This window comes from Streptomyces sp. NBC_00620 (genome assembly GCF_026341825.1).
Lineage (GTDB): Bacteria > Actinomycetota > Actinomycetes > Streptomycetales > Streptomycetaceae > Streptomyces.
On record NZ_JAPENY010000003.1, the window covers coordinates 831038 to 854617 of the forward strand.

The following is a 23580-nucleotide window of genomic DNA, read 5'->3' on the forward strand; positions in this document are numbered from 1 at the left end:
GGGTTTGTCAACGGGCCTGTCAAATATGACACCGGGGTGGCCGGAACGCCATCCCCGGTCCCCCGGAAGCGCTCTCAGCGCTGCCCGATCCGCTTGAGGAGTGTCCGCAGGGAGTGCGCCGCCTCGGTCACGGCCTGTGCGACCTCCTCCATACGCGCGTCGTCCATCCTGGTGCGGGGCGCCGAGCAGCTGAGGGCGTCGCCGCCGTCCGGGGCGACGCCGAGCGCGACGGCCACGCACCGGATGTCCACCGCGTTCTCCCCGTCGTCCACGGCCCAGCCGCGCAACCTGGCCTGGGCGAGCTGGCCGAGCAGGGCCTCCGGTTCGACGACCGTGTCCGGAGTCAGCCGCTCCAGCGGCCAGTTGAGCCGGCGCTGCACCTCCGCCGGATCGTACTGGGAGAGCACGGCCTTGCCCAGGGCGGTGGCGTGCGCGGGCAGCCTGCGGCCCACCGCCGAGTACATCCGCAGGGCGTGCCGCGACTCGCGTTTGGCCAGGTAGACGATGTTCGTACCGTCGAGTCTGCCCAGGTGCACGGCCTCGCCCGTCTCCTCGGCGAGCGCGTCGAGGACGGGTCCCGCCAGGCTCGCGACGTCGTCGCCCTCCAGGTAGGCGGTTCCCGTAAGGAGGGCCTTGAGGCCGAGGCTGTAGCGGGTGCCGGAGGCGTCCACGCCCACCCAGCGGCGCGCCTCCATCGTGCGCAGGATCGCGTGCAGGCTGCTCTTCGGCACCGACATGGCGCTCGCCATCTCGGCGAGCGAGAGCCTGGCGCCGTCCCGCCCCAGGAGCTCGAGCACTTCGAGCACCCGAGCCGCGGACTTGACCTCTTCGACCTTGCGCCCGCGCGCTGTCGCTGTCACCGATTCCACTGACCCTCCGCCTCCCCGCCCCGGCGCCCCTCGGCCGACCGGTCAACACCTCATCGCAGCCTGCGTCTTGACGCTATATCACGACGACCCTAAGTTCGGTCACTCCAACGCTATTCGTCCTTCTGAACGGTCGAACCCTAGGTAGGGGCCCATGCGTATACGTATTTCACGAAAGGCCCGGCTTGTCTCGGCGGCCGTGGCCACGGCACTCTCGCTCACCTCCCTCACCGCCTGCGGCGGCTCCTCCGGATCGGGGGACTCCAAGTCGCTGGAGATGTGGACGTTCAAGCAGTCCCATGTGAGCGCACTGCGGGCCGCCGCGGAGGAGTTCGAGAAGGAGACCGGCATCTCCGTCGGCATCGAGGCCTACACGCCCGACGACGCGTATACGACCAAGGTTCAGAGCGCGGCGAAGACCGGAGACCTGCCGGACGTGCTCGAAGTGCACTCGGACGGCGAGGACCGGGTCCTCGGCGCCGCCGGAATCCTGTCGGACCTCGCCGGCGACTACAACAGCGACTGGTCCGGACGCATCCAGAAGGCGGTCCAGGAGTCGGGACTCGTCACGGACCAGCGGTACGAGAACTCCCTCAACGCGGAGGCCAAGGACCACGGCGTGGAAAAGGGCGCCCGCTACAGCGTGCCCCTGACGGTCGGCACCTTCGGCATCGTCTACGCCAACAAGCAGATGCTCGCCGACGTCGGCATCACCGAAGCCCCCGCGAACTGGGCGGAGTTCCTCGCCGCGCTCAAGGCGACCAAGGCGAAGGACGCCAAGAACGGCGGACTCTCGCTGGGCCTGAAGGTGCAGGCAACCGGCCTGACCTGGGTGCTCCAGCCGCTGGCGTTCGCCCAGTTGGGGCAGCAGGACTACGAGAAGCTGTGGGGCAAGGACGAGAGCGCCGACTTCGGCTCGGCGAACGGCAACAAGGTCCTGTCACTGTACGACGAGCTCACCCCGTACTGGATGCCCGGCTCCCAGAGCCTGACGATCGACCAGGCCGACCAGGCGTTCGCACAGGGCAAGTCGGCCTTCGCCGTGGGCGGCACCTTCACCCTCGCGTTCCTCAAGCAGAACGGTATGAACCCCGAAGACGTCCTCGCCTTCGGCCTGCCCGCTCCCGCGGACGGCGCCGTGCCCGACCGGGGCCTCGGCCCGCTCGCCCTGACGGGCCTCGGCGTGACCTCGACGAGCAAACAGCCCGACAACGCCAGGAAGTGGATGGAGTTCCTCTCCCAGCAGGACACCGCCACGCAGTTCGCCAAGAACTCCCTGGACCTGCCCGCCACGGAACTCGGCGCGGACTCCGCCAAGGTCCTCGGCCCCACCCTCAGCTCCATGGTCGACAGCTTCAAGGGCACACCCGAGACGACGTACGACCCCAGTCGCGGCGACGAGTTCCGCCCGATCGGATACGAGCAGGACGACGCCGGCGCGATCCTCGCGGACCTCACACCGCTCAAGCAGACCTCGGTCGAGGAGACCGCACAGAAGCTCCGGAGCCTCAACCAGTCGTACTGGAAAGCAGCAGGCCAGTGACGACCGCTCCCCGGCGGACCGTGCCGAAGGCGGTGGACGAGGAAGGCGGCATCCACCCGGTGAAAACCGTGGCCGCTCCCCCGCCGCACCGCCGCCGGCGCGGGTACGAAGCCCTGTCCGGGTATCTGTTCGTCGCCCCGGCCGTGGTGCTCTTCGCGGTGATGGGCCTGTACACGGTGGGCTACGGCTTCGCGCTGTCCTTCGCCACCTGGAACGGCTTCACCCCGAACTGGACCTGGGTCGGCCTCGACAACTACGCCGATCTGCTGTGGCGCGACCCGGTCTACGCCCCCCGCATACGGCACGCCACCCTCAACACCCTCTGGGTGATGCTCGCCGCGCCGGCCCTCACGGTCCTGGTGTCGTTTCCGCTGGCCGTGCTGCTGAACCAGGTCACGAGGTTCCAGACGGTGCTGCGGTCCGTGTACTTCCTGCCGTACGTCACCAGCGGCATCGCCGTGTTCTTCGCCTGGCAGTACATCCTGCAGCCGGACGGCGCGGTCAACTCCCTGCTCGGCAGCGTCGGTCTGGGCTCGCTGGAGCAGCCCCAGGGCTGGCTGGGCAATCCGACGACCGCGATGCCGACGATGATCGTCGTGACGGTCTGGGGTGCGGTGCCGGTCGCGATGCTGCTGTACCTCACGGGGCTCCAGGGCATCGACCGCAGCGTCCTGGAGGCGGCACAGCTGGACGGCGCGGGATGGTGGCGCACCAACGGGTCCGTGATCTGGCCGCTGGTCCGCCCCATCACGGCGATCGTGGTGCTGCTGAACCTGCGCGAGTCCCTGCAGGGGTTCCAGACCTTCCTGGTCATGACCAACGGCGGTCCTGGCGACCACACGAACGTCCTCGGTCTGGAGGCGTACCGCCTGGCGTTCCTCAAGAACCTCTCGCCCACGCTCGGGCTCGCCAGCGCGCTCGGCTGGATCCTCTTCGCCGCAGCCCTCGTCCTGGCCCTGATCAACCTTCGAGCGCTGCGGAGCAAGACATGACAACGATTTCTCCGACCCTCTCGAGCGGTGCCGGCGCCCGAAGGATCGCGGCCCGCACGGTCGTCGGCGTGCTCCTTGCCGCGTACGGCCTGGTCAGCGTCTACCCGTTCCTGTGGATGGTGTCGGCCGCCTTCAAGGATCAGATCGAGGTCGTACGCGGCGGGCACCTCATCCCCGACAACCCCACGCTCCAGACCTTCACCGACACCTGGAACGAGCTGCACTTCTTCGACTTCTTCCTGAACAGCCTGCTGGTGACCGGGTACACCGTGGTCCTCACGCTGGTGATCTACGCGGCCGCCGGATACGCGTTCGCGGTACTTCGCTTCCCCGGACGCGGGTTCCTCCAGAAACTCTTCGTGGCCCTGCTGTTCGTGCCCGGGATCACGGTGATGCTGCCGATCGTGCTCCTGGAGGACAAGTTGGGCATCCTCGGCACGCACTGGGGCCTTGTCCTGCCGTTCGTCAACGGCGGCGCCCCGCTGTCGATCCTCCTGATGACCGGCGCGTTCATGGCCGTGCCCGGCGAACTGCGGGACGCGGCGCGCGTCGACGGCGCGAACGAGCTGCGGATCTTCACCAGGGTGTACCTGCCGCTCTCCCAACCGGCGCTGATCACCGTGGCGTTGCTCACCGCCATCCCGACGTGGAACGAGTTCCTGCTCACGCGTGTGTCCCTGAACGACCCGTCGACGTACACGCTCCCCCTCGGCCTCCAGACGCTGTCCGCGGAGAACGTGCCGCACTACAACAACCTGATGGCAGGCGCCCTGATCGTCGTCATCCCGGTGATCCTGCTCTTCCTCAGCCTCCAGCGGTACTTCGTCAACGGCCTTGTCGGGGCGGTGAAGGGCTGATGCGGGTCCTGGTCACCGGGGCCGCCGACCATATCGGGCAGCACGTCCTGGAGGAGCTGTTCGCGGCCTCGTACGAGTACGAGATCGTGGCCACCGATGTCGTACCCTTCGAGGCCCCCTCGGCCGAGCGCGTCCACATCGGGGACCTTCAGGACCCCGACCTGGTGCGCAAGGCCGTCGACGGTGTGGAGGCGGTCGTCCACCTGGGGGCGATACCCCACCCCAACACGGCAGATCCCAGCGCCCTGTTCGCCACCAACTGCCTCACCGCGCACCGCGTCCTGGACGAGGCGGGCCGCGCGGGGGTACGCCGGATCGTGGCCGCCTCCAGCATGGCGGCCGTCGGACTCGCCTGGTCGCCCGTACCGGTCTCGCCCCTGTACGTACCGCTGGACGAGGAACACCCGCTGCTCATCCGCGATCCCTACGGCCTGTCCAAGGCCGTGCTCGAGGAGACCGCCCGCAGTACGCACCGCCGCTGGGGTACGGACATCGTCTGCCTGCGCTTCCCGTTCACCGGCAGCGGCGAACGGCTGCACGGCCAGCTCGCCAAGGTCGCGGCCGACCCGGGAGCCCACCGGCACGACCTGTGGGGCTGGCTGCACACACGGGACGCGGCGGCCGTGGTGCACCGGGCGCTGCGGGCCGACTTCACGGGATGCCATGTGCTCAATGTCGCTGCGGCCGACACCTCCTCCCCGCTTCCCACCGAGGAGTTGATGGACCGCTTCCACCCGGACGTGCCGACGTTCTCGGCGCTGCCCGGCCGCACCTCCCTGTTCGACACGACGGCCTGCGCCGAACTGCTCGGATTCGTCCCGCGGTACGGCCGGCCCGGCAACCAAGGAGAGTGACATGCACGATCCCCGACACCAAGAGTCCCTGTCCCGAAGAGGGTTACTCGCGGGCGGCGCGGCAGCCGGCGCCGCCGCACTCGTCGCGGGGGCGGCCACCCCCGCCGCCGCGAGACCCAAGGGCGTCTCCGCGAACGCGCACATCTTCTACTACCCGTGGTACGGCTCCCCGCGAGTGAACGGCGAGTGGCGGCACTGGCAGCAGGGCGAACTCAGCCCGCCCGACGACATCAGCGCCAACTACTACCCGGTGCTCGGCCCCTACGACTCCGGCGACCTGCACGGGGCGGTCGCCCGGCACATGCGCTGGCTGCGCCGGGCCGGGACCGGCGTACTGGTCAGCAGCTGGTGGGGGCAGGGCAGTTACGAGGACCGGATGGCGCCCGTCGTCCTGGACGCGGCAGCCGCCGAAGGGCTCCAGGTCGCCTGGCACCTCGAGCCGTACGAGGGCCGGGACGCCGCGTCCGTGGTCGCGGACATCCGCTATCTGACCGACCTCTACGGCGACCACCCCGCCTTCCACCGCGCCGCCGAGTACGGCGGACGGTGCGCCTACTACGTCTTCTACAGCCTGCTCTCCGTCGACTGGTCGGCGCTGCACGAGGTCGAGGACATCGCCATCGTCATGGCACAGACCTGGGACCTGTCCCGCATCGGCGACTTCGGCGGCGTCTACACGTACGACGCCATCGCGACGGCCAACCGTCCCGACTGGACCGGGGTCGCGGCGTTCTGCGCCGAGCGCGGCATGGTGTGGGCGCCGTCCCTCGGCCCGGGCTATCTGGACGACCGGGCGGTCCCCGGCAACACGACGCCCACCCTCGACCGGGCCGACGGCCGCACCTACGACCTGGAGTGGGAGTACGCGCTGGAAAGCGGCCACGGTGAGGCGCCACCGGACTGGGTGAGCATCACCTCGTTCAACGAGTGGCACGAGGGCACGCAGATCGAACCCGCGACGGCCCGTACGCCCGGCGCCCTCGACTACCTCTCCTACGAGGGTGCCTACGGACGGCGGGGCGCACGCGCCGAGACGGCGTACGTGGACCGGACCGCCCAGTGGGTGGCCCGGTTCGAGGCCGCGCGAGCAGCCCGTTCCTGAGCAACGCGCTCGCTGCCCCGGCGTCTCGTGCGCGCCGGGGCAGCGAGCCGCCGTACTAGGGCAGCAGGTTGATCTTGAACGCTGGCGTCGTGTTCTTCACGTCCAGCGCGTTGTCGCTCAACTTCAGGTTGTGGAAGGTGACTTCACCGACAGCCGGTCCCTGCCCGGCCTCCGGCATCTCGTTGGCCCACAGGCCGAACCCGGACTTGGCGTCGTAGGCGTCGCCGCTCTTGTGCGCGCCGGAGATCGTCACGTCCGTGAGGATGGTGTCCTTGATCGGGAACTGTGGTTGTCCTCCTACGTAGTTGGTCTGGAACATGATGCCGCTGTACGTCGGATCGACGATGTCGACGTTGTTGACGCGGATCCCCTGGAAGACCTTCGACGCGGAGAACATCCAGATGCCGGGGAAGGTCTGCGCTCCCCAGAAATGGCCGCCCGCCCGCACGATCGAGATGTTCTCCAGGGTTGTCGGCGCCGTGCCGAAGCCGTTCATCGGGTAGCCGAAGTCCAGCGAACTGACGGTGATGCCGGAGTAGACGAGGATGTCGGCGATGTGGATGTTGCGGAAGGTGTTGTCGTAGCCGCCGTAGACGGCGATGCCCGCCGCGCGCCATGTCAGGATCGCCGTGAGGTTCTCGAAGATGTTGTTCTTCTCGTCGGCCCCGCCCGCGTCGATCGCGGAGAACAGCGCGAAGCTGTCGTCGCCGGTGGCCCGCGCCTCGTTGTTCACGACGTGGTTGTCCGTGCTGCCGTTGGTCATGTTGACGCCGTCGGCGAACATGTCGCGGATCCGCGAGTTCTTGATGGTGATGTTGTCGGTGTTGGCGCCCCAGTAGAGGCACACCATGTGTTCGTTCCAGATGTTGTCGATGGTGATGTCGGAGACGTTGGAGAAGTCGAACACCTTGCCCGGACCGTCGATGCGGGACGTGTAGTTGCCGAAGTACGCAAAGTTCGCGAACGACGACCCCTTGGCGGTGCCCTCGGCCCGGAAGCCGATGTCGGTGTTCTCCTGCGAGGACGGCGCTCGGAAGCGCGTGAACCAGGGCCCGGCGCCGACGACCTTGACGGCCTTGCCGTACACCTGGAACTTGCTCGACGTCTCGTAGTCACCGGCCGGCAGATAGACGCCGACGAGCGTGCCCGTGGTGTCCATGCGCACCTTGTCGAGCGCGTTCTGCACGTCCTGGTGCGAGAAGCCTGTCGGCACGGTGTACGTCGCCGGGTCCGGGTTGGCGATCGGCGAGACCTGCTCCAGGCTCACGAAGTCGATCGCGTACGTGGAGGAGTTCGCGGCGTCCTTCTGGAGCCGGATCTTGCTGCCGGCCGGGACGGTCTGGCCGAGCATCAGGTTCGCCTCGTCGTAGATGTGGCGTGGCGCGCCCGAGCCCGGCGAGTTGCCGGGGCCGGCCTCCGCCCCGTACAGCCAGGCGTACTTGGACGTCAGGTCGATGGCCTTGAGGAAGGTGCCGTTGACGTAGACGTTCAGCGTGGAGTTGGTGCCGCCGCCGCCCGCGGAGTCGGGGAGGGAGAAGCGGGTCACCAGGGTGTTGGTGCTGGCCTTGGTGGTCCATTCCACGTAGTTGCCGGTGCTGTTGAGCGTGACGGCCTTGCGGCCCGAGGCCTCGCCGGCGATGTCTCCGACGGTGCGGTTGGGTCCGACGGTCTGGGCGCCGCCGCCCACGGTGCCGTCCTCGGCCTCGTAGTTGTCGAACGGCATGCTGGCGCCGCGGCCGACGAACAGCGACTGGCTGCTGGTGTTGTTGGCGCGCTTGACCTCCAGTTCGTTGGCGTCGGGGTCGATCACCGTCTTCACGGTGAACTTGCCGTTGCCCGCGGTCCAGGTGCCCAGGTTCACCGGTGCGGCGGTCGCGCCCGCCGCGATCGCGCCACTGTGGGCGCCGGTGAGGGTCTTCACCGTCGCGCCCGAGGCGTCGAGCACGGTGAGGGTGATGCCGTGGCTGCCGGCCGCGGTGGCCACCGTGCCCTGGTTCTTGAGGGCGACGGAGAAGGTGACCGTGTCGCCCTCGGAGGGCGAGCTCGGCGACCAGCTGACGGGTGAGGCCACCAGGTCGGAGCTGGATACCGGCCTGACGACCAGGGCAGTGGGGCTGGTGTAGGAGTTGTTGGCCTCGTTCTGCTCGATGACCTTGTTGTCCGGGTCGGCGGTCGCGCTGACCTGGTAGGTGCCGGCCTCGCGGGCGCCGATGTCGGCGGTGACCGTCGCCGACGCGCCTGCCGCGATGGCTCCGACGGCTGCGGTGCCCACCTTGGTGGAGCCCAGCTGGAACTGGACGTCGGTGGCGCCCGAGGCTTCGGTGCCCGCGTTGCGCACGGTCGCCGTCAGCTTCACGGCGTCGGACTCGACGGGACTGGCCGGGGCCGAGGTGATACCGGTGACCTGGAGATCCGGGTTCGGAGCCGGAGTGCCGAGGACCTGGAACTCGGCGACCTGCCCGGCGGGCGCCCCCGAGTTGGCGGTGAACACCAGCTGGACGTCCGCGACGCGGCTCGTGACAGGAATCCGCACCGTGTTAGCGCTTGCCGGGTCGAAGGCGTAGTCCTTCGCGGCGACCAGGCTCGTGAACGCGGTGGCGTTCTGCTCCCGCCCGAGCACCTGGATCCGCTGGGTCCGAGTGGCCCAGGCGGCGTCCGGACTCAGCTTCAGGACAACGGTGTTGACATCGGCGTTCGCGCCGAGCTTCACGGTCAGGCTGTTCGGGTAGCCCGCACCGCCCTCCCAGTACGTGCTGGTCTTGTCGTCGTTGGCGTTCTCCGCGACGAACGTGAAGACGGAGGACGAGGCCGTGATCGCCTTGCCGACAGCGAGGTTCGCGTCGTCGGTAGTAGAGCCGTTGCGGGTGACGGTGTTGCTGTTGGCGGACTGGTTGCCCGCCGCGTCCTTGGCCCGCACGTAGTACGTCACCGTCGCCGACGCGGGCTGCGTGTCCGTGTACGTCGTGACGTTGCCGGCGACGCTCTGCCGCAGGGTGCCGTTGGCGTAGATGTCGTAGGCGGTGACCCCGACGTTGTCCGTGGAGGCCGTCCAGGTCAGCTTGACCTGCCCGCTGGTGGCCTCCGTGAAGGCCAGGCTGGCGGGTGCGGTCGGGGCCTGGGTGTCGCCCGAATCCCCTGTGCGGGTCACGGTGTTGCTGTTGGCGGACTGGTTGCCCGCCGCGTCCTTGGCACGGACGTAGTAGGCGACGGTCGCCGAGGCGGGCTGGGTGTCGGTGTACGTCGTGGCGGCACCGTCGACCGAGGTCCGCAGCTCACCGTTGGCGTAGATGTCGTAGCCGGTGACTCCGACGTTGTCTGTGGCTGCCTGCCACGTCAACTTGATCTGCCCGGTGGCGGGTTCGGTGTAGACCAGCGCGGTGGGCGCGGTCGGTGCTTCGGTGTCACCCGTGGTAGGCCCGTACACCTCCAACTCGGAGAGCTGGCCCGCTGGTTGCCCCGTGTTGGCGGTGACGAGGACCCGTACGTAGCGCGTGGTGGTGGCGTTGAAGCTCAGGGTCTGCGACTGGTCGTTCGCCGCGTTGAAGGCAAGCGCCTGCGAAGCGGTGAGGTCGCTGAACTCCGAACCGGTCGTGCTGCCCTGGAGTTTGAGGGTCTGTGTCCGCGCCCCCCAGTTGGCCGGCAGCCGCAGCGTCACACGGTCCACGCGCAGGGACGAGCCGAGGTCGACCTGAACCCACTGCGGGAGGGCGTTGTTGCTGCTCTCCCAGTAGCTGGCCCGGTTGCCGTCGCCCGCGTTCGCGGCCACGTACGTCTGCGTGTAGCTGCTCGCTGTGAACTGCTTGCCCGCGGCCAGGTTCCCCGAGGAGTCGGTCGCGCCGTGGACCTCCAGTTCGGAGAGCTGTGCGGCTGCCCAGCCGGTGTTCGCGGTGATGTTGACGCGCACGAAGCGGGTCTGGGTGGCCGGGAACGAGATGGTCACCGTGTTGGCCGCGCTCGGCGTGAAGGCGTACGACGCAGAGGACTTGATGGTGTCGAAGCTCGTGCCGTCGGCACTGCCCTGCACGGCGAGCGTCTGGTTGCGGCTCTCCCAGGAGGCCGGGAGCTTCAGTACCACCTCGTCGATGCGGGCCGTGGCGCCGAGGTCCGCCTGCGCCCACTGGGGGAAGCTCGATCCCGAACTCTCCCAGTACGTCACGGCGTTGCCGTCCGTGATGTTGGCGGGCGTGTACCCGGAGTTGGAGCTGCTCGCGGTTGCCGTCTTGCCCGCGGCGAGGTTGGGGCCTCCGGCCGCCGTCGCGGTCGTGGTGAGCGCCGGAAGCCCGATGAGGGCGAGTGCGGTGGTCAGCAGAGCGGCCAGCAGGCGGCCTCTCCAGCGATGTCTGGTCATGGTTCTCCTGCCCTTGAGCGGTGTCGTCACGTGGGAAGCGGAGGACTCACAAGAGAGCGAGAATCGTCTTTTTGCGTTCAGTTATTGAAGATTTGCATGGTGATGTTGTTGAGTCCACAGTCCGTGCAGAGATAGTTGCTCACTGCTGTTGGCGGGGACGCAGCGCCGGACGCACGGAAGCAGGGCCCGGCCGCTGTGCGGCCGGGCCCTGCTGGGTGAGGTTGCGGCGAGTCGCTAGACCCGGGCGGTCGGGTCGTCCGCGGGCGGGACGGCGGTAGCCGCGTCGAACTCGTGCTGGAGGCGGTCGCCCTCGATGTCGAGGTCGGGGATGTAGGTGCCGAACCATTTCGGGTGGTACCAGATCTTCGCGCCGATGATCGCCATGAAGGCGGGCACCAGGGTGAGCCGGACCACGAAGGCGTCGAGGAACACGCCGGCGGCGAAGCTGAAGCCGATGGCCTTGATGGTCGGGTCGTCGGTGAACATGAAGGCCACGAAGATGCTGAACATGATCAGCGCGGCGGCGGTCACCACGCGGGCGGCGAGACCGGTGCCGCGTTCCACGGCCCTGACGGCCCGACCGTTCTTGGTGAAGTCCTCCTTGATGCGGGAGACGACGAACACCTCGTAGTCGCTGGAGAGTCCGAAGATGATCGCGAGCATCAGGAGCGGCAGGAAGCTGATGGTCTGGCTCGGCGTGATGCCGAACAGGTGCTGTCCCCAGCCCCATTGGAACATCGCAACCTGCGCGCCGAACGCGGCGGCCACCGACAGCAGGAACCCGACGATCGAACTGATCGGCACGAGGATGGTACGGAACGCGAACGTCAGCAGAATGAACGCCAGGCCGACCACGACGATCAGGAACACCGGCAGCGCCGAGGAGAGTTTGCTGGACACGTCGATATTGGAGGCGGTGGTGCCACCGACCAGGATCGTGGCGCCCGAATCTCCCGCGATCGCGTCCCGGTCGTCCCGGATCCCGTTCACAAGGTCGGTGGTGGCGTCGTCGTTGGGGCCGGTGCTCGGGGTCACCCGGATGACGGCGACGCCGTTGTCCACCGCCATCGGCGCGGCGGCCACGACGCCGGGGATCTTGGCGAGCCGGTCGGTGATCGGGGCCGCCGCGGCGGCGTTCGGAACACCGTCGGCGACCACCAGGAGGGGGCCGTTGAAGCCCGCTCCGAAGTTGGCGGTGGTCAGGTCGTAGGCCTTGCGCGAGGTGTCGCTCTCCGGTTTCGACGATCCGCTGGGCAGTCCCAGGTCCATCTTGAGGGCGGGCAGGGCGAGCACCACGAGGAAGGCGATCCCGCCGATCAGCAGGGGTACTCGGCCGCGAACCACGAACCGCGCCCAGGTGGCCCCGAAGGTGCGCTCCGGTTCGTTGGCGGCGATCTGGGCGACGTTCTCGTGGTGGCCCGGGCGCAGCGGGGTGCTGATGAACCGCGCCACCTTGTTCCCGGCGAAGCCCAGCATGGCGGGCATCAGGGTCAGGGCGATCAGCAGTGCGACCAGGACGGCCCCCGCGGCGGCGACACCCATCACGGTCAGGAAGGGGATGCCGACCACGGCGAGCCCGCACAGCGCGATCATCACGGTCAGCGCGGCGAAGACCACCGAGCTGCCCGCCGTACCGGCGGCGAGAGCGACCGAGTCATCGATGCTCATGCCGGTGAGCAGGTTGTTGCGGTGCCGGGCCAGGATGAACAGTCCGTAGTCGATGCCGCAGGACAGTCCGAGCATCGTCGCCACGGTCGTCGAGGTCGAGGCGATCGTCATGACGGACGCCAGCGCGGACACGGTCATCAAGGTGACGACAAGGCCGATGACCGCGGTGAGGATCGGCAGCCCGGCCGCCACGAAGGCGCCGAAGGTGACGGTCAGGATCAGGAAGGCGACCAACAGGCCGATGAGCTCGGGCAGTTCCGAGATCTCCTGGTTCCAGCCGGGGTAGACACTCCCGGAGTACTCGACCTGCACACCGGCGTCCCGCGCCGGGACGACGGCGGCCTTGACCGCGTCCAGGGTCGATTCCTTCACATCGGTCGGCTGCGCCTCGAACTGCACCGACCCGAGTGCGACATTGCCGTTCTCGGAGATCGCCTTCGACTCGAAGGGGTCGGTGACCAGGCCTACTTGCGGCACCTTCTTCAGATTGACGATCGCGGCTTCGATACCCGCCTTGTAGGACGGGTCGGTGACCTTGATGCTGCCACTGGTCGCGAACACGATCTGGGTCTGGCCACCGCTCAGGGCAGGCAGCTTCTCCTTGAGCAGGTTGGTGGCCTGCTGCGACTCGGTTCCCGGAACGGTGAACGTGTTGTCGGTCTTGCCGCCGCCCACGGCTGAGAGGGTGATCGCGGTACCGGCCGCCAGGACCCACAGGGCGAGGACGAGGCGGCGGCGCCGGAACGCCCAGCGGGCCAGGCGGAACAGGTAGACGGACACGAATGCTCCCGACGTAAAGGGTCGGCCGTCGTCCAGTGGGGCGAAGAGCCACCGATGGGCGAAGAGCCGCGCTCTCCGCCCACTCTCGGATCGCCCTCGGCCCACCGCGAGAAATGTGGGCCATCCGGGGGAGCCTCGGCCCAACGCCACAGGGGCCTCGGTGTCCTGGCTCTCCGGGGTGTAGGCGGTGGCGGAGGAGGCGCCCCAGGCGCTGCGCGCGGCGGTCGCGGGGGCCGGCACACCGAGCGACCCGCCCGAGCGCGCCCTCGCCAGGTTCGTCCTGGCGATCCGGCCGGTCGGCGACCGCTACCGGATGCTGATCGGGCTCGCACGACGAGACCTCGGTGTGCAGCGCGTGGCGGAGTTATCGCCCCCGCCCGCGAAGCGGTCATCGCCATCCTGGAGCGGGGTCAGTCGTACGGCGCGTTCCAGCGCAACGTCCCCCCGAGGGAACCGGAAGCCGCGACCCCGTGCGACCCGCTGTTGCCCATGCGCTGCCCGAACGCGGCGTCGTGCAGAAACCCCTTGCGGCGGAACCGGGTCAACTCGCCTTTCGCACACGTGTGCTGCGCTAGTCTCACGGGCACACGCGCCACGCTAGAGACCGGGATCCCCATGCCAGACCTCCATCGCAACCGGTCCGAAACGATGGCCTATGCGGCGTCCGGCATGGCACCACCGCCCCTGGTCCCGCTGCGGAAGAACGATCCGAGACAGGCAGGCCCGTACCGGTTGGAGTCGGTTCTCGGCAGCGGCGGAATGGGCCGGGTCTATCTGGGCCGCGACACCACCGGCGGGGCGGGCATCGCAGCCGTCAAGGTGATCCGGCCCGAGTACGCGGAAGACCCGCTGTTCCGCAAGCGCTTCGAGCGGGAGGTGGGCGCGCTCGGCCGCGTCCAGGGGGCGCACATCGTGCGCCTGATGGGAAGCGGTTGCGACGAGGACCTGGTCTGGGTCGCCACCGAGTACATACCCGGGCCCACCCTCTCGGAGGTCGTCACCGAGCGCGGTCCGATCGACTCGGCGGCGGCATGGCGGCTGCTCGCCGACGTGGGACGGGCGATCGAGGCCATCTGGCGTGCGGGGCTCGTCCACCGCGACCTCAAGCCGTCCAATGTGATCCTGGGAGCCGACGGTGCCCGCGTCATCGACTTCGGCGTCGTCCAGGCCACCGACGGCACCTCGATCACCGTCACGGGCCAGAACGTGGGAACCCCCGCCTACATGTCCCCCGAACAGGTCAGGGGCAAAGAGGTGACCGCCGCCTCCGACGTCTTCTCGCTGGCCTCCACCCTCACCTACGCCGTCGCTGGAGAAGCGCCTTTCGGCGAGGGTACGGGCGTCGACGTCCTGCACCGGGTGGCCTTCGAACCGCCCCGGGAGGCAGCCCTCGACAAGGTGGCGGCCGTCGATGCGGACCTCGGGGCGTTCATCCGCACCTGCCTGGACAAGGATCCCGAGCGGCGCCCCTTACCGGAGACGGTCTTCAGGACCGCCATCGGCCACCAGCTGTCCGCACCGGCCGGGAGCCCACCGCGCCCCGCCCCGAAGCGCCCGAGCATCCCCGCCCAGCGGCCCGCCGTCCTTCCCTCCGCGCCACTCGCGGCCCCGCCCGCCGACGACACCGTCAAGCCCGGCGCCCCTGCCGCCCCCGCATCCAAGAAGCGCAGGACGGTGATGGTGGGCGCCGCGGCGATGGCGGCCCTCCTCGTCGCCGGAGGTGCCACCGTGGCACTGCTGCAGGACGACGAGGACCGCACAGACGGCCGGACATCGGCCGCTCCCGTTCCCCAGACGTCCCCGGCCCTGACCGAAGTGCCGACCCCGGCGCCGAGCAGTTCCCCCGCGGCGCCCGCGCCCTCGAAGGGGGACCAGGCGACGGAATTTTCGTCGGCCCCGCCGGTCACGCTGGATCCGTCGACACTGGACATCCGGTCCGACGCGTGCCCCGCCACGATCGCCTCGGCGGCAAACGGCGACTGTGTGCGCGCACTGCAGCTCCTCCTCGCCGGCTACGGCCTGCACGTCACGGTCGACGGGCAGTTCGGGAAGGAGACCGTCGCCGCGGTGAAGGCCCTCCAGACCGAGGCCGGGGCAGTCGTCGACGGGAAGGTCGGCGCCAAGACCAAGGAGCTTCTCTACGGTCAGCCGCGCGGCCCGTTCCGGCTCGGCTCGCTCACCGTGACCCAGAGCGTCAACGCCGTCTCGGTCGCGAGATGCCTCGCCGTCGGCACCGGAGGCCTGAACGCCGAGGTCTGGGGGTGCAAAGACACGGCCGCTCAGCGGTGGGGTCTGTATCGGGTGCCCGGCCAGAACTCCCAGTACATCGTCGTCAACCAGGGCAGCCACCGCTGTCTGGACGCCGGCGGCTACGAAGAGACCGTCCGGGTCGGCAACTGCGACGGGCAGAGCTCCCAGAGATGGCGGCTCGGCGACGGCGGGACACTGGTCAGCGTTCCGGACGGCTTTTGCATGGACGCGGAGGCCTCCACCTCCGGCAAGGACGGTCAGCGAGTCCAGAGCTGGGGATGCGCGGGCAGCACCAACCAGGTGTGGAACTGGTCCTGACGCACCATCAAGCTTCGGACACCGAGCTGGTGTTGTCGTGACGGCCCGGGCGACTAAATCACCTTCCGCAAGTGTCCGGCGTCGGGTTCCATCACGTCACCTCCAATCCAGAGCGCTCATCCGGGTGAGAGCCGGCAGCTTCCACAGCGCGCTCGCGATCGCCTCGGCCCGAGACCGGCCGACGACCGGAGGTACCAGCTCGTCGAACTTGTCGCGCAACTCCCGGTCGCTCAGAGGGTCGTCGGGGTCTCCCCTACGGGTGAGCCGTAGCCGTTCGTACGAGACGCCCTGGCGGTCGGTGACCTGTACGCGGGCGGCCCGGCGCCCGGGGGCCATCAGGTCCAGCTCCGGATCGACCCGTGCCGTGGTGCGGGCCATGAGGTCCCGGATCGCCGGATCCCGCAGTGCCTCGGATTCGAAGGCGCGCAGCCGTACGCTGCCCAGGACCAGCGCGGCGGCGACGGTGTAGGCCAGGCTGAACCGGGCCTCGCCGGGCTCGCGAGGGTCGACCCGCCCGGCGACGCGGGTGGCGGTCGCGTAGGTCTCGATCTCGATGCCGGCGATGTCCTCCACCCGTGGGCCGTCGGCACGCAGTTCGAGTGCGGCGTCGATCGCAGCGAACGTGTGCCCGCAGCAGGCGTGGTACTTCACCGTCGTAGCCGTGACGCAGAACGGATCGCCCAGTCCGTTGACGGACAAGTCGGTGACCCCGGCGGTGGCGACGCCGAAACCGGCCGGCCCCTCCAGGACGTCCAGGGCACCCGCGAGCCCCTTCTCGGCGGCGAGCGCGGCCACCACCCCGGCCTCGGCCGCATGCCCCGAGTACAGCGGCTTGCCCGTGGACGGCGGCGACCGGAAGGTCTGCTGGAGGCCGGCGGCCATGGTCGCGGCGAGTGCCAGCGCGCCCGCGAACCGGACGGTGTCCAGTTGGAGCAGCTCCGCCGCCGCGGCCGCGGCGCCGAAGGTGCCCACCGTTCCGGTGGTGTGCCAATGCCGGTAGTGGGCTGGCCCGACGGCGAGCGCGATCCGCGCACCGATCTCGTACCCGATGGTCACGGCGCGGAGGAAGTCCTCCCCGGACACGTCGAGTTGATCGGCGACCGCGAACGCCGCAGCGATGGTCGGCGCACCGGGATGGTAGAACGCGTCGCGGTAGATGTCGTCGAGCTCCGCGGCATGCGCAGCCGTGCCGTTGAGCAGCGCCGCGGTCCGTACGTCGGCAGGCCGCCTCGAAGGAACGAGCCGGGCAGGACCGGGACTTGGGGCGAGCGCCTCGGTCAGGCCTCGGGCGGCCGGCGTGACGGAGCCCGGGACCGTGGCCGAGACCCAGTCCACGACCGCGCGCACGGCCGCGTGCCGTACCTCTTCCTCGAGCGGCGTCGCCCGCGACCGCGAACTCGGCGAGTTGCTCGACGACAGTCATGCCGACTCCCTGCTCGACTAGAACTGGGCTTCGTACTGGGCAGGGTCGATGCGCGCCTCGATGAGCAGCGGCCCCGTCAGGCCGGCCAGCCCGGTCGTGGCCTTCTCCAGCTCGGCCACCGACGTGACGCGCACCCCGTCGCAGCCCATCGAGCCCGCGAGCGCGACCAGATCGATGTCGTCCAGCCGGGTTGCCGTACTCGGATAGCCGAGCGCTCGCTGCTTGAGTTCGATGCGGTTGAGGCTGCCGTCGACGAACACCACCACCGCGAGCCGGAGTTGACGCGCGACGGCCAGCCGGAGCTCGGTCGCGGCCATCGCGAAACCGCCGTCACCGATCAGCGCGACGACCGGGACCTCGCCGAGCGTCATCTGCGCGGCGATCGCACCGGGGAGCCCCAGACCCATCGCGGACAGGCCGTTGCTCATGAGGACGCTGCGGGGCCGACGGGCCTGCCAGCCCTGGCCGACGAGCAGCTTGTGCGAGCCGACGTCACAGGTGACGACGGTTTCCGGGGGTGCACTCGCGCGTACGACGTCGATGACGTCGGTGGGGTTGAGGCGACCGGCAACCCGGCCCGCTTAGTACGCCGTACGAAGCCGTTCGCGGTGCGCCGCGACGTCCCGTTCGCTCCACCGGGGCTCGCCCCGCCACCCGTCCGCGAGCCAGTCCAGGCTCGCGGAGACGTCCCCGACCAGCTCGCAGTCGCTGGGGTAGATCTGGTCGACGTTGGCTGTGGTGTCCACGTGCAGCACCGGTACCGCCAGAGCCCACGGATTGATCAGCTCCACGGGGTCGAATCCGGCGGCGACGACGAGGTCGCTGTCCGCCAGGAAGTCCCACAGGACCTGGTTGCACGCCATGTCGAGGACACCGGCGAAGAGCGGGTGGTCTTCCGGGAACACCCCCTTGGCCATCGGAGACACCACCACCGAGGCCGAGATGCTCCACCCCCTCGGCGCCAGAGTGGACGTGCTCGAAGGGCCGGCGGGACTGGCCGCCGAACGCAAGCTGCTGCGCAGCGTGTTCTATGACGGCACCTACCTCTGAGTTGGAATCCAGGTAGTCGACTGGCCTGGCCGTGGCCTGACGATGATGGCCGCATCGACCGACGTATGGAGTGCGATCGCCACAAGGAGCTCAGTCACGCCGCACACCGTGGTACCTGTCGGCAGTCGGGCAGACCAAGCCGACGGCCTCGATAGGCTGCCCGGGACCAGTGCAGAAGGGGAACCAGCAGATGAATCGGGTTGCGGTGCTCTCGGCGGGCTCGTGGGGCACGACCATGGCGGCCCTGTTCGCCGACGCCGGCAACGAAGTCCTCGTGCACGCCAGGCGTTCCGAAATCGCTGACGCGATCAACTCACGCCACGAGAACCCTGCCTACCTGCCGGACATCGTCCTCCCGGACACGCTGCGCGCCACGACCGACCCCGCAGCTGCCCTCACCGACGCCGACCTGGTGATCCTTTCGATCCCCGCCCAGACCCTCCGCGACAATCTCGCGACCTGGGCCCCGCTCATCGAACCGCACGCCGTAGTGATCAGCCTCATGAAAGGCGTCGAGACCCACTCCGGACTACGCATGAGCCAGGTGATCACCCAGGTCACCGGCATTCCCGACCAGCGCGTCGCGGTCATCTCCGGCCCGAACCTCGCCCGGGAGGTCGCCGCCCGCCGGCCCGCCGCTTCCGTCATCGCCTGCCCCGACGAGACCGCCGCCAAGAACATCCAGGCTGCCTGCCACACCCCCTACTTCCGGCCCTACACCGCCACCGACGTCGTCGGCTGCGAGCTCGGCGGCGCCGTGAAGAACGTGATCGCCCTGGCAGTGGGGCTCGCCACCGGCATGGGCCTCGGCGACAACGCGAAAGCGCTGCTCATCACCCGCGGCCTCGCCGAGACCGCCCGCCTCGGAACCGCCCTCGGCGCCGACCCGCTGACGTTCTCCGGACTCGCAGGCGCGGGCGACCTCATGGCCACCTGCTCCTCACCGCTGTCCCGCAACAGAACCTTCGGCGAACACCTGGGCCAGGGCCTGACGGTCGCCGAGGCAACCGTCGCCACCAGCCAGACCGCCGAGGGGGTCAAGTCCTGCCAGGCGATCCTCGACCTGGCCCGCGGCCACGGCATCGAGATGCCCATCACCGAACTCGTCGCATCCGTCATCGAAGGACGGGCCACCGTCAAGGAAGCGGCCAGCATGCTCATGGCGCGCACACCGAAGCCTGAGCGGTACGACAGCTGAAGATGACGGCCGGTCACCGGTCCCGACCGCCTGGTGATTCTCAGAAAGCCCAGCTCGTACGACGATGTGGAGCACCGAGCATTGCGGCTAGGGTCCGCCCCATGAAAGCAGCGGCGCACAGCCGGTACGGCCCACCGGACGTGGTCCGGATCGCCACGGTGGACAAGCCCTCGTACGGGGACCTCGACGTTCTCGTCCAGGTGCACGCGACCACGGTCAACCGGACGGACTGCGCCTACCGGGCCGCCAGGCCCTTCTTCATGCGTCTGCTCACCGGCCTTGCCCGGCCGCGGCGGCCCGTGCTCGGGACCGAGTACGCGGGAGTGGTGGAAGCGGTCGGCAGCGGCGTCACCACCTTTGCGGTGGGCGACCGGGTGTTCGGGTACAACGAGGGCGCGTTCGGAACCCATGCCGAGTATCTGTCGGTCCCGCACAGCGGTGCCATTGCAACGATGCCGGCCGGCGTGACCTTCGAGGAGGCCGCTCCCGGTACCGAGGGCTCGCACTACGCGCTGGCGTTCCTCAGGACGGCGGGCGTCCGGGAAGGACAAGACGTCCTCGTCTACGGAGCGACCGGCGGCATCGGCTCGGCGGCGGTGCAGCTCCTGAAGCAACGCGGGGCGATCGTGACAGCGGTGTGCGAAACAGCGAACCTGGATCTGGTGAAGGGCCTGGGCGCGGACCGGGTCGTCGACTACACGGCCCAGGACTTCACCAGCGACGAGCAGCGCTACGACGCTGTGTTCGACGCGGTCGGCAAGAGCACGTTCGGCCGTTGCAGGCGGCTGTTGAAGCCCGGCGGAGTGTATCTGTCCTCGGAGCTGGGCCCCTGGTGCCAGAACCTGCTGCTGCCGCTCGTCACGCCCCTGTTCCGCGGCAGGAAGGTGAAGTTTCCCTTTCCGAAGCAGGATCAGGAGATGGTGCGGTACTTCGGGGACCTGATGGAGGCGGGTGAGTTCAGGCCGGTCATCGACCGACGCTACCCGTTGGAGCAGATCGTCGACGCCTACCGGTATGTCGAGACCGGGCGGAAGATCGGCAACGTCGTCATCACCGTCGTACCGCCGGACTGAACTCATCCCGCCTCGTTCTGATGGTTCGTCAATTCGCCGCGTTCATCAGGTCGAGGGCGCTGTGCTGGCGGGCGGCGTCGGTTGAGTCCAGTGGTCCGGCCCAGTGCAGCCCGTACGCGTCGAGGGCGTTGCGGTCGTTCGCGTACGCGGCGTCGGCCTGCCGCCGGATGTACGACGTGTAGGGGCGGTCGGACAGCCGGGCGTTGAAGGCACTCAACCCCCGGACGTACGCGCCCTTGAATGACGGGCCGTCGCCGCCGCAGCCGCTCGTCTCGCACGGCTCCCGCAGGATTCCGCCCGGGTTGAGGAACGCGGACGAGGTCGAGGCGTCTCCGATCTGGCGGCCGGCGGTGAGCAGGGTGGAGTCCCCGGTCGCCCGGTGCAGCTCCGCCAGGCCGCCGAGCAGCACGCCCTGGTTGTACGACCAGGTGGTGTCACCGTTGTTGCCACAGGTCGACAAGTTGATGCCGTCGTTGACCAGATGGGAACTGTTGATCATGCCGGTGCCCTTGAACCACGCCCACTCGGCGTTGGCACGGCCGAGGTAGACCGTGTCGCCCGCGATGCGGTTGTGCAGGGCGGCGTTCAGCTCCAGGTAGAGGGAGTTGGCGATGGCGTTCTTGTAGGTCTTGGCGGTGCTCCACCACACGCCACCGCCGCACGTGGAGTCCCAGTACCGCGCCATGTAATCGGCGTCGGCGCGGGCGGTGTTGAGGTATCTGCTGTCGCCGGTGAGGTCGTACGCGGCGACCCAGGCCAGCCCCCACCAGCCCGTGTCGTCGATGTAGTCGTTACGGAACTGGCCGCCCTGCGCGCCCAGTTGGCGGTCGTAGGTATTGGCGATTGCGTACCTGTAGCTGGGCATTCCGGTGACGCGGATGTTGTCGATGAGGGCGGTCAGGGCGTTGGCCGAGTTCCACCAGCCGGTGGTGTCGAACAGGCCGGTGGAGTTGTTGTACGACTGCATCAGCGCGGTGGCCGCGGCCGTGGGACGGCTGTACGCGTTCCAGGTCGTCCGAGCCCACGCCGTGCAGGCGATCTCGGGACGGTCACCGGCCTTGCCGCAGGCGCGCAGGGCGCCTACGCCGAGGTTGCCCCAGTCGTCGACGTTGTACATCAGGGTGCGCCAACCGCTCTGCCCCGAGGGGATGGTGGTGTCGCCGAGCTTGCTGCCCGAGCTCCAGGTGCGGCCGCCGTCGAAGGAGCGGTCGAGCCAGACCTCGTCGGTGGGGCTGCCGTTGCTGATCGAGGCCCAGCCCATGGCGTCGGTGTCGTCGAAGTGCAGGGTGAGGGTGCGGGAGTAGATGGTGGCGGTGACCGGCTGCCGGTCCCCCGGGGACAGGGCCGGGTCGCGGGCGTCGCAGTACTTGTTGCAGATCGTCGCCTTGGGGGCAGCGGTCGCGACGCCGGTGGTGAGCGGGATCAGCAGGGCCAGGGCGGCGATCAGGCCGGTCCCGATTCTCCGGATGCGTCTTGCTGCTGAGTTCATGCCGGCTCCAGGGGTGTGGGGGATGCGGGAGGTCAGCCCAGGCGCCACTGCTGGTTGGCGCCGCCGTTGCAGGTCCAGAGTTCGAGTTCGGTGCCGTTGACGTTGCCGGCGGCCTGGTCGCCGCCGGTGACGTCGAGGCAGAGTCCCGACTGGGTGCCGGTGATGGTGCCGTTGGGGTTGAGGCTCCACTTCTGATTGGCGCCCCCGGTGCAGGTCCAGAGCTGCACCTTGGTGCCGGCGAGGGTCCCGTTGTCGCGGGCGTCCAGGCACTGCGTACCGCCGTAGAGCCGGAGTTCACCGGCGGCGGTGATGGTCACGGCCTGGTTGGCGCCGCCTCCGCAGTCCCAGATCTCGATCTTGGTGCCGGGGGCCGTCCGGTTGTCGTACGCGTCCAGGCAGCGGTTGGAGGAGGCGCCGACCAGTGGGCGGGTGGTACCGACGCTGGTGCCGCTGCCGACGGACACCCGGTACATCACCGAGCCGTGGCCGGGGACGCTTGCGGAGATGTTTCCGCTGGTGCTGCTGACGACCTTGGACCAGAGGTTGTTGAGCCGGTAGGAGGACGCCGCGGGGAGACCGGCCGCCGTGGCGGAGGTGTTGATGGTGGCGGCGGAGGAGTTCTCGTTGAAGAGGACCACTGACCGGTCGCCGTTGGCCAGTTGCTTGGTCAGCACGTGGAGGCCTCCCGAGGAGGAGATCTCGGTGCCCTGCTTGCCCAGGGAGTCCTGGTCCACGGCGATGACGTCCTTGTTGCCGTAGAGGGAGAGGGTCGCGGCGGAGGTCTTGCGCATGTCGTTCCCGGCGATCAGTGGCGCGGCCATCTCGGCCCAGAGGCTGAAGTGGGCGCGGTCCTCGGTGAACGACATGCCGTTGCCGACCTCCAGCATGTCCGGGTCGTTCCAGGCTCCGGGCTTGGCGTACGGGGCGAGCTTGACGTTGGCCTTGTAGATCGACACCACCGTCGAGAAGTTGACGTTGATGTCGTCGGTGGTGCGCCAGCTGTTGCCGACCCCCGCACCCCAGGTCCACACGTCGGCCAGGCCCCAGTTGCAGAGGCTGTAGACAATGGGGCGGCCGGTGTTGGCGAGGGCGTCGCGCATCGCGGTATAGCGCTGCTGGTCGGGCACGTTCTGGTGGTTGCAGTTGTCGTACTTGAGGTAGTCGACGCCCCAGGAGGCAAAGCTGTTGGCGTCGGTCTGCTCATGGCCGAGGCTGCCGGGGTAGCCGGCGCAGGTGGCGCTCCCGGCGCTCTCGTAGATACCGAGCTTGAGGCCCTTGCTGTGCACGTACGCGGCGGTGCCGCTGATGCCGCTGGGGAACTTGACCGGGTCGGGCACCAGTTGGCCCGCGGAGTTGCGGGTCGAGGACATCCAGCAGTCGTCGATGTTGACGTACTGGTACCCGGCGTCCTTCAGACCGGAGGAGACGAGGTAGTCGGCGGTCTCCTTGACCAGTTGCTCGCTGACATTGCAGCCGAACGCGTTCCAGTCGTTCCAGCCCATCGGAGGCGTCCTGGCCAGGCCGTTCTCGAGCGCCTGGGCGCGGGGCGCGGTACCGAGGACGAGCAGCGGCGGCGCGAGCACGAGAAGCAGGAGCAGCACGAGCGCGGTGCTCAGCGGCCCCAGGGATCTCGACCGTCCTGACGGTCTTGCAGAGATGGTCATGTCGCTGTCTCCTGCGTGCCTGTGGGGGGCGGACGGGACAAGCTGCGCGGACCTCTGGAAACGTATCCATCGCGAAGGTGCCACCACCCCGGTTCACACGTCAAT

19 protein-coding genes are annotated in these 23580 nt (G+C 69.0%); 10 read left to right on the top strand and 9 right to left on the bottom strand.

Annotation, left to right across the window (positions count from 1 at the left end; genetic code table 11):
• Window positions 1-74 precede the first annotated feature (74 nt).
• Window positions 75-860, bottom strand: coding sequence for an IclR family transcriptional regulator (locus OG246_RS34995; RefSeq protein ID WP_266472681.1), 786 nt, complete (start codon window positions 858-860; stop codon window positions 75-77).
• Between the two features lie 160 nt (window positions 861-1020).
• Here OG246_RS34995 and OG246_RS35000 point away from each other — a divergent pair, with 160 nt between their 5' ends.
• Genes OG246_RS35000 through OG246_RS35020 form a run of 5 tightly spaced genes read left to right on the top strand, consistent with a single transcriptional unit; the run spans window position 1021 to window position 6214 of the window.
• A complete protein-coding gene (locus tag OG246_RS35000) occupies window positions 1021-2409 on the top strand; it encodes an ABC transporter substrate-binding protein (protein ID WP_266472683.1) in 1389 nt (462 codons plus the stop codon).
• Window positions 2406-3401: a carbohydrate ABC transporter permease gene (locus OG246_RS35005; RefSeq protein ID WP_266472684.1), complete on the top strand. Its 996-nt coding sequence runs from the start codon at window positions 2406-2408 to the stop codon at window positions 3399-3401. The genes OG246_RS35000 and OG246_RS35005 overlap by 4 nt, the downstream gene beginning before the upstream one ends.
• Window positions 3398-4258, top strand: a complete 861-nt coding sequence (locus OG246_RS35010) for a carbohydrate ABC transporter permease (RefSeq protein ID WP_266472685.1) — start codon at window positions 3398-3400, stop codon at window positions 4256-4258. The genes OG246_RS35005 and OG246_RS35010 overlap by 4 nt, the downstream gene beginning before the upstream one ends.
• Window positions 4258-5112, top strand: coding sequence for an NAD(P)-dependent oxidoreductase (locus tag OG246_RS35015; RefSeq protein ID WP_266472686.1), 855 nt, complete (start codon window positions 4258-4260; stop codon window positions 5110-5112). The genes OG246_RS35010 and OG246_RS35015 overlap by 1 nt, the downstream gene beginning before the upstream one ends.
• Window position 5113: 1 nt before the next feature.
• Window positions 5114-6214, top strand: a complete 1101-nt coding sequence (locus OG246_RS35020; RefSeq protein ID WP_266472688.1) for a glycoside hydrolase family 99 protein — start codon at window positions 5114-5116, stop codon at window positions 6212-6214.
• A 55-nt stretch (window positions 6215-6269) separates the two neighbouring features.
• Here the strand turns inward: OG246_RS35020 and OG246_RS35025 are convergent, their stop codons facing one another.
• From OG246_RS35025 to OG246_RS35035, 3 genes are all read right to left on the bottom strand, one after another.
• On the bottom strand, window positions 6270-10562 hold the full coding sequence (locus tag OG246_RS35025) for a discoidin domain-containing protein (RefSeq protein WP_266472689.1): 4293 nt from the start codon (window positions 10560-10562) through the stop codon (window positions 6270-6272).
• 234 nt (window positions 10563-10796) lie between these two features.
• Window positions 10797-13010, bottom strand: a complete 2214-nt coding sequence (locus OG246_RS35030) for an MMPL family transporter (RefSeq protein ID WP_266472690.1) — start codon at window positions 13008-13010, stop codon at window positions 10797-10799.
• Window positions 13011-13420: 410 nt separating this feature from the next.
• Window positions 13421-13597: a hypothetical protein gene (locus OG246_RS35035; RefSeq protein ID WP_266472691.1), complete on the bottom strand. Its 177-nt coding sequence runs from the start codon at window positions 13595-13597 to the stop codon at window positions 13421-13423.
• Between the two features lie 82 nt (window positions 13598-13679).
• Between OG246_RS35035 and OG246_RS35040 the strand changes: the two genes are divergently transcribed.
• Entirely contained in the window at window positions 13680-15578 is a 1899-nt protein-coding gene (locus tag OG246_RS35040) for a protein kinase (protein WP_266472692.1), read from the top strand.
• Between the two features lie 96 nt (window positions 15579-15674).
• Here the strand turns inward: OG246_RS35040 and OG246_RS35045 are convergent, their stop codons facing one another.
• Window positions 15675-16913: an MmgE/PrpD family protein gene (locus tag OG246_RS35045; protein ID WP_266472694.1), complete on the bottom strand. Its 1239-nt coding sequence runs from the start codon at window positions 16911-16913 to the stop codon at window positions 15675-15677.
• Here OG246_RS35045 and OG246_RS35050 point away from each other — a divergent pair.
• Complete coding sequence (locus OG246_RS35050) at window positions 16894-17022, top strand: hypothetical protein (RefSeq protein ID WP_266472695.1); 129 nt, start codon at window positions 16894-16896, stop codon at window positions 17020-17022. The two genes, OG246_RS35045 and OG246_RS35050, sit on opposite strands and share 20 nt — an antisense overlap.
• On the opposite strand, the gene OG246_RS35055 is transcribed toward OG246_RS35050, so the two are convergent.
• Together OG246_RS35055 and OG246_RS35060 are read right to left on the bottom strand one after the other, a co-directional pair.
• The gene (locus tag OG246_RS35055) at window positions 17019-17543 is read right to left on the bottom strand and encodes a thiamine pyrophosphate-dependent enzyme (protein WP_266474940.1); all 525 of its coding nucleotides are present in this window, start codon (window positions 17541-17543) and stop codon (window positions 17019-17021) included. The genes OG246_RS35050 and OG246_RS35055 overlap by 4 nt on opposite strands.
• Before the next feature lie 39 nt (window positions 17544-17582).
• A complete protein-coding gene (locus OG246_RS35060; protein ID WP_266472698.1) occupies window positions 17583-17918 on the bottom strand; it encodes a hypothetical protein in 336 nt (111 codons plus the stop codon).
• On the opposite strand from OG246_RS35060, the gene OG246_RS35065 reads away from it, so the two are divergent.
• The 3 genes from OG246_RS35065 (at window position 17911) to OG246_RS35075 (ending at window position 20322) form a co-directional block, all read left to right on the top strand.
• Window positions 17911-18051 carry a hypothetical protein gene (locus OG246_RS35065; protein ID WP_266472700.1) on the top strand — a complete coding sequence of 47 codons (141 nt, stop codon included), beginning with the start codon at window positions 17911-17913 and terminating at the stop codon, window positions 18049-18051. The genes OG246_RS35060 and OG246_RS35065 overlap by 8 nt on opposite strands.
• A 190-nt stretch (window positions 18052-18241) precedes the next feature.
• Entirely contained in the window at window positions 18242-19249 is a 1008-nt protein-coding gene (locus OG246_RS35070) for an NAD(P)H-dependent glycerol-3-phosphate dehydrogenase (protein WP_266472701.1), read from the top strand.
• 101 nt (window positions 19250-19350) lie between these two features.
• Window positions 19351-20322, top strand: coding sequence for an NAD(P)-dependent alcohol dehydrogenase (locus tag OG246_RS35075; RefSeq protein WP_266472703.1), 972 nt, complete (start codon window positions 19351-19353; stop codon window positions 20320-20322).
• Between the two features lie 28 nt (window positions 20323-20350).
• Here OG246_RS35075 and OG246_RS35080 read toward each other — a convergent pair whose 3' ends face one another.
• Both OG246_RS35080 and OG246_RS35085 read right to left on the bottom strand, forming a co-directional pair.
• Window positions 20351-21811: a glycoside hydrolase family 76 protein gene (locus tag OG246_RS35080; protein WP_266472704.1), complete on the bottom strand. Its 1461-nt coding sequence runs from the start codon at window positions 21809-21811 to the stop codon at window positions 20351-20353.
• 32 nt (window positions 21812-21843) lie between these two features.
• On the bottom strand, window positions 21844-23475 hold the full coding sequence (locus OG246_RS35085; protein ID WP_266472705.1) for an alpha-galactosidase: 1632 nt from the start codon (window positions 23473-23475) through the stop codon (window positions 21844-21846).
• Window positions 23476-23580: the final 105 nt, after the last annotated feature.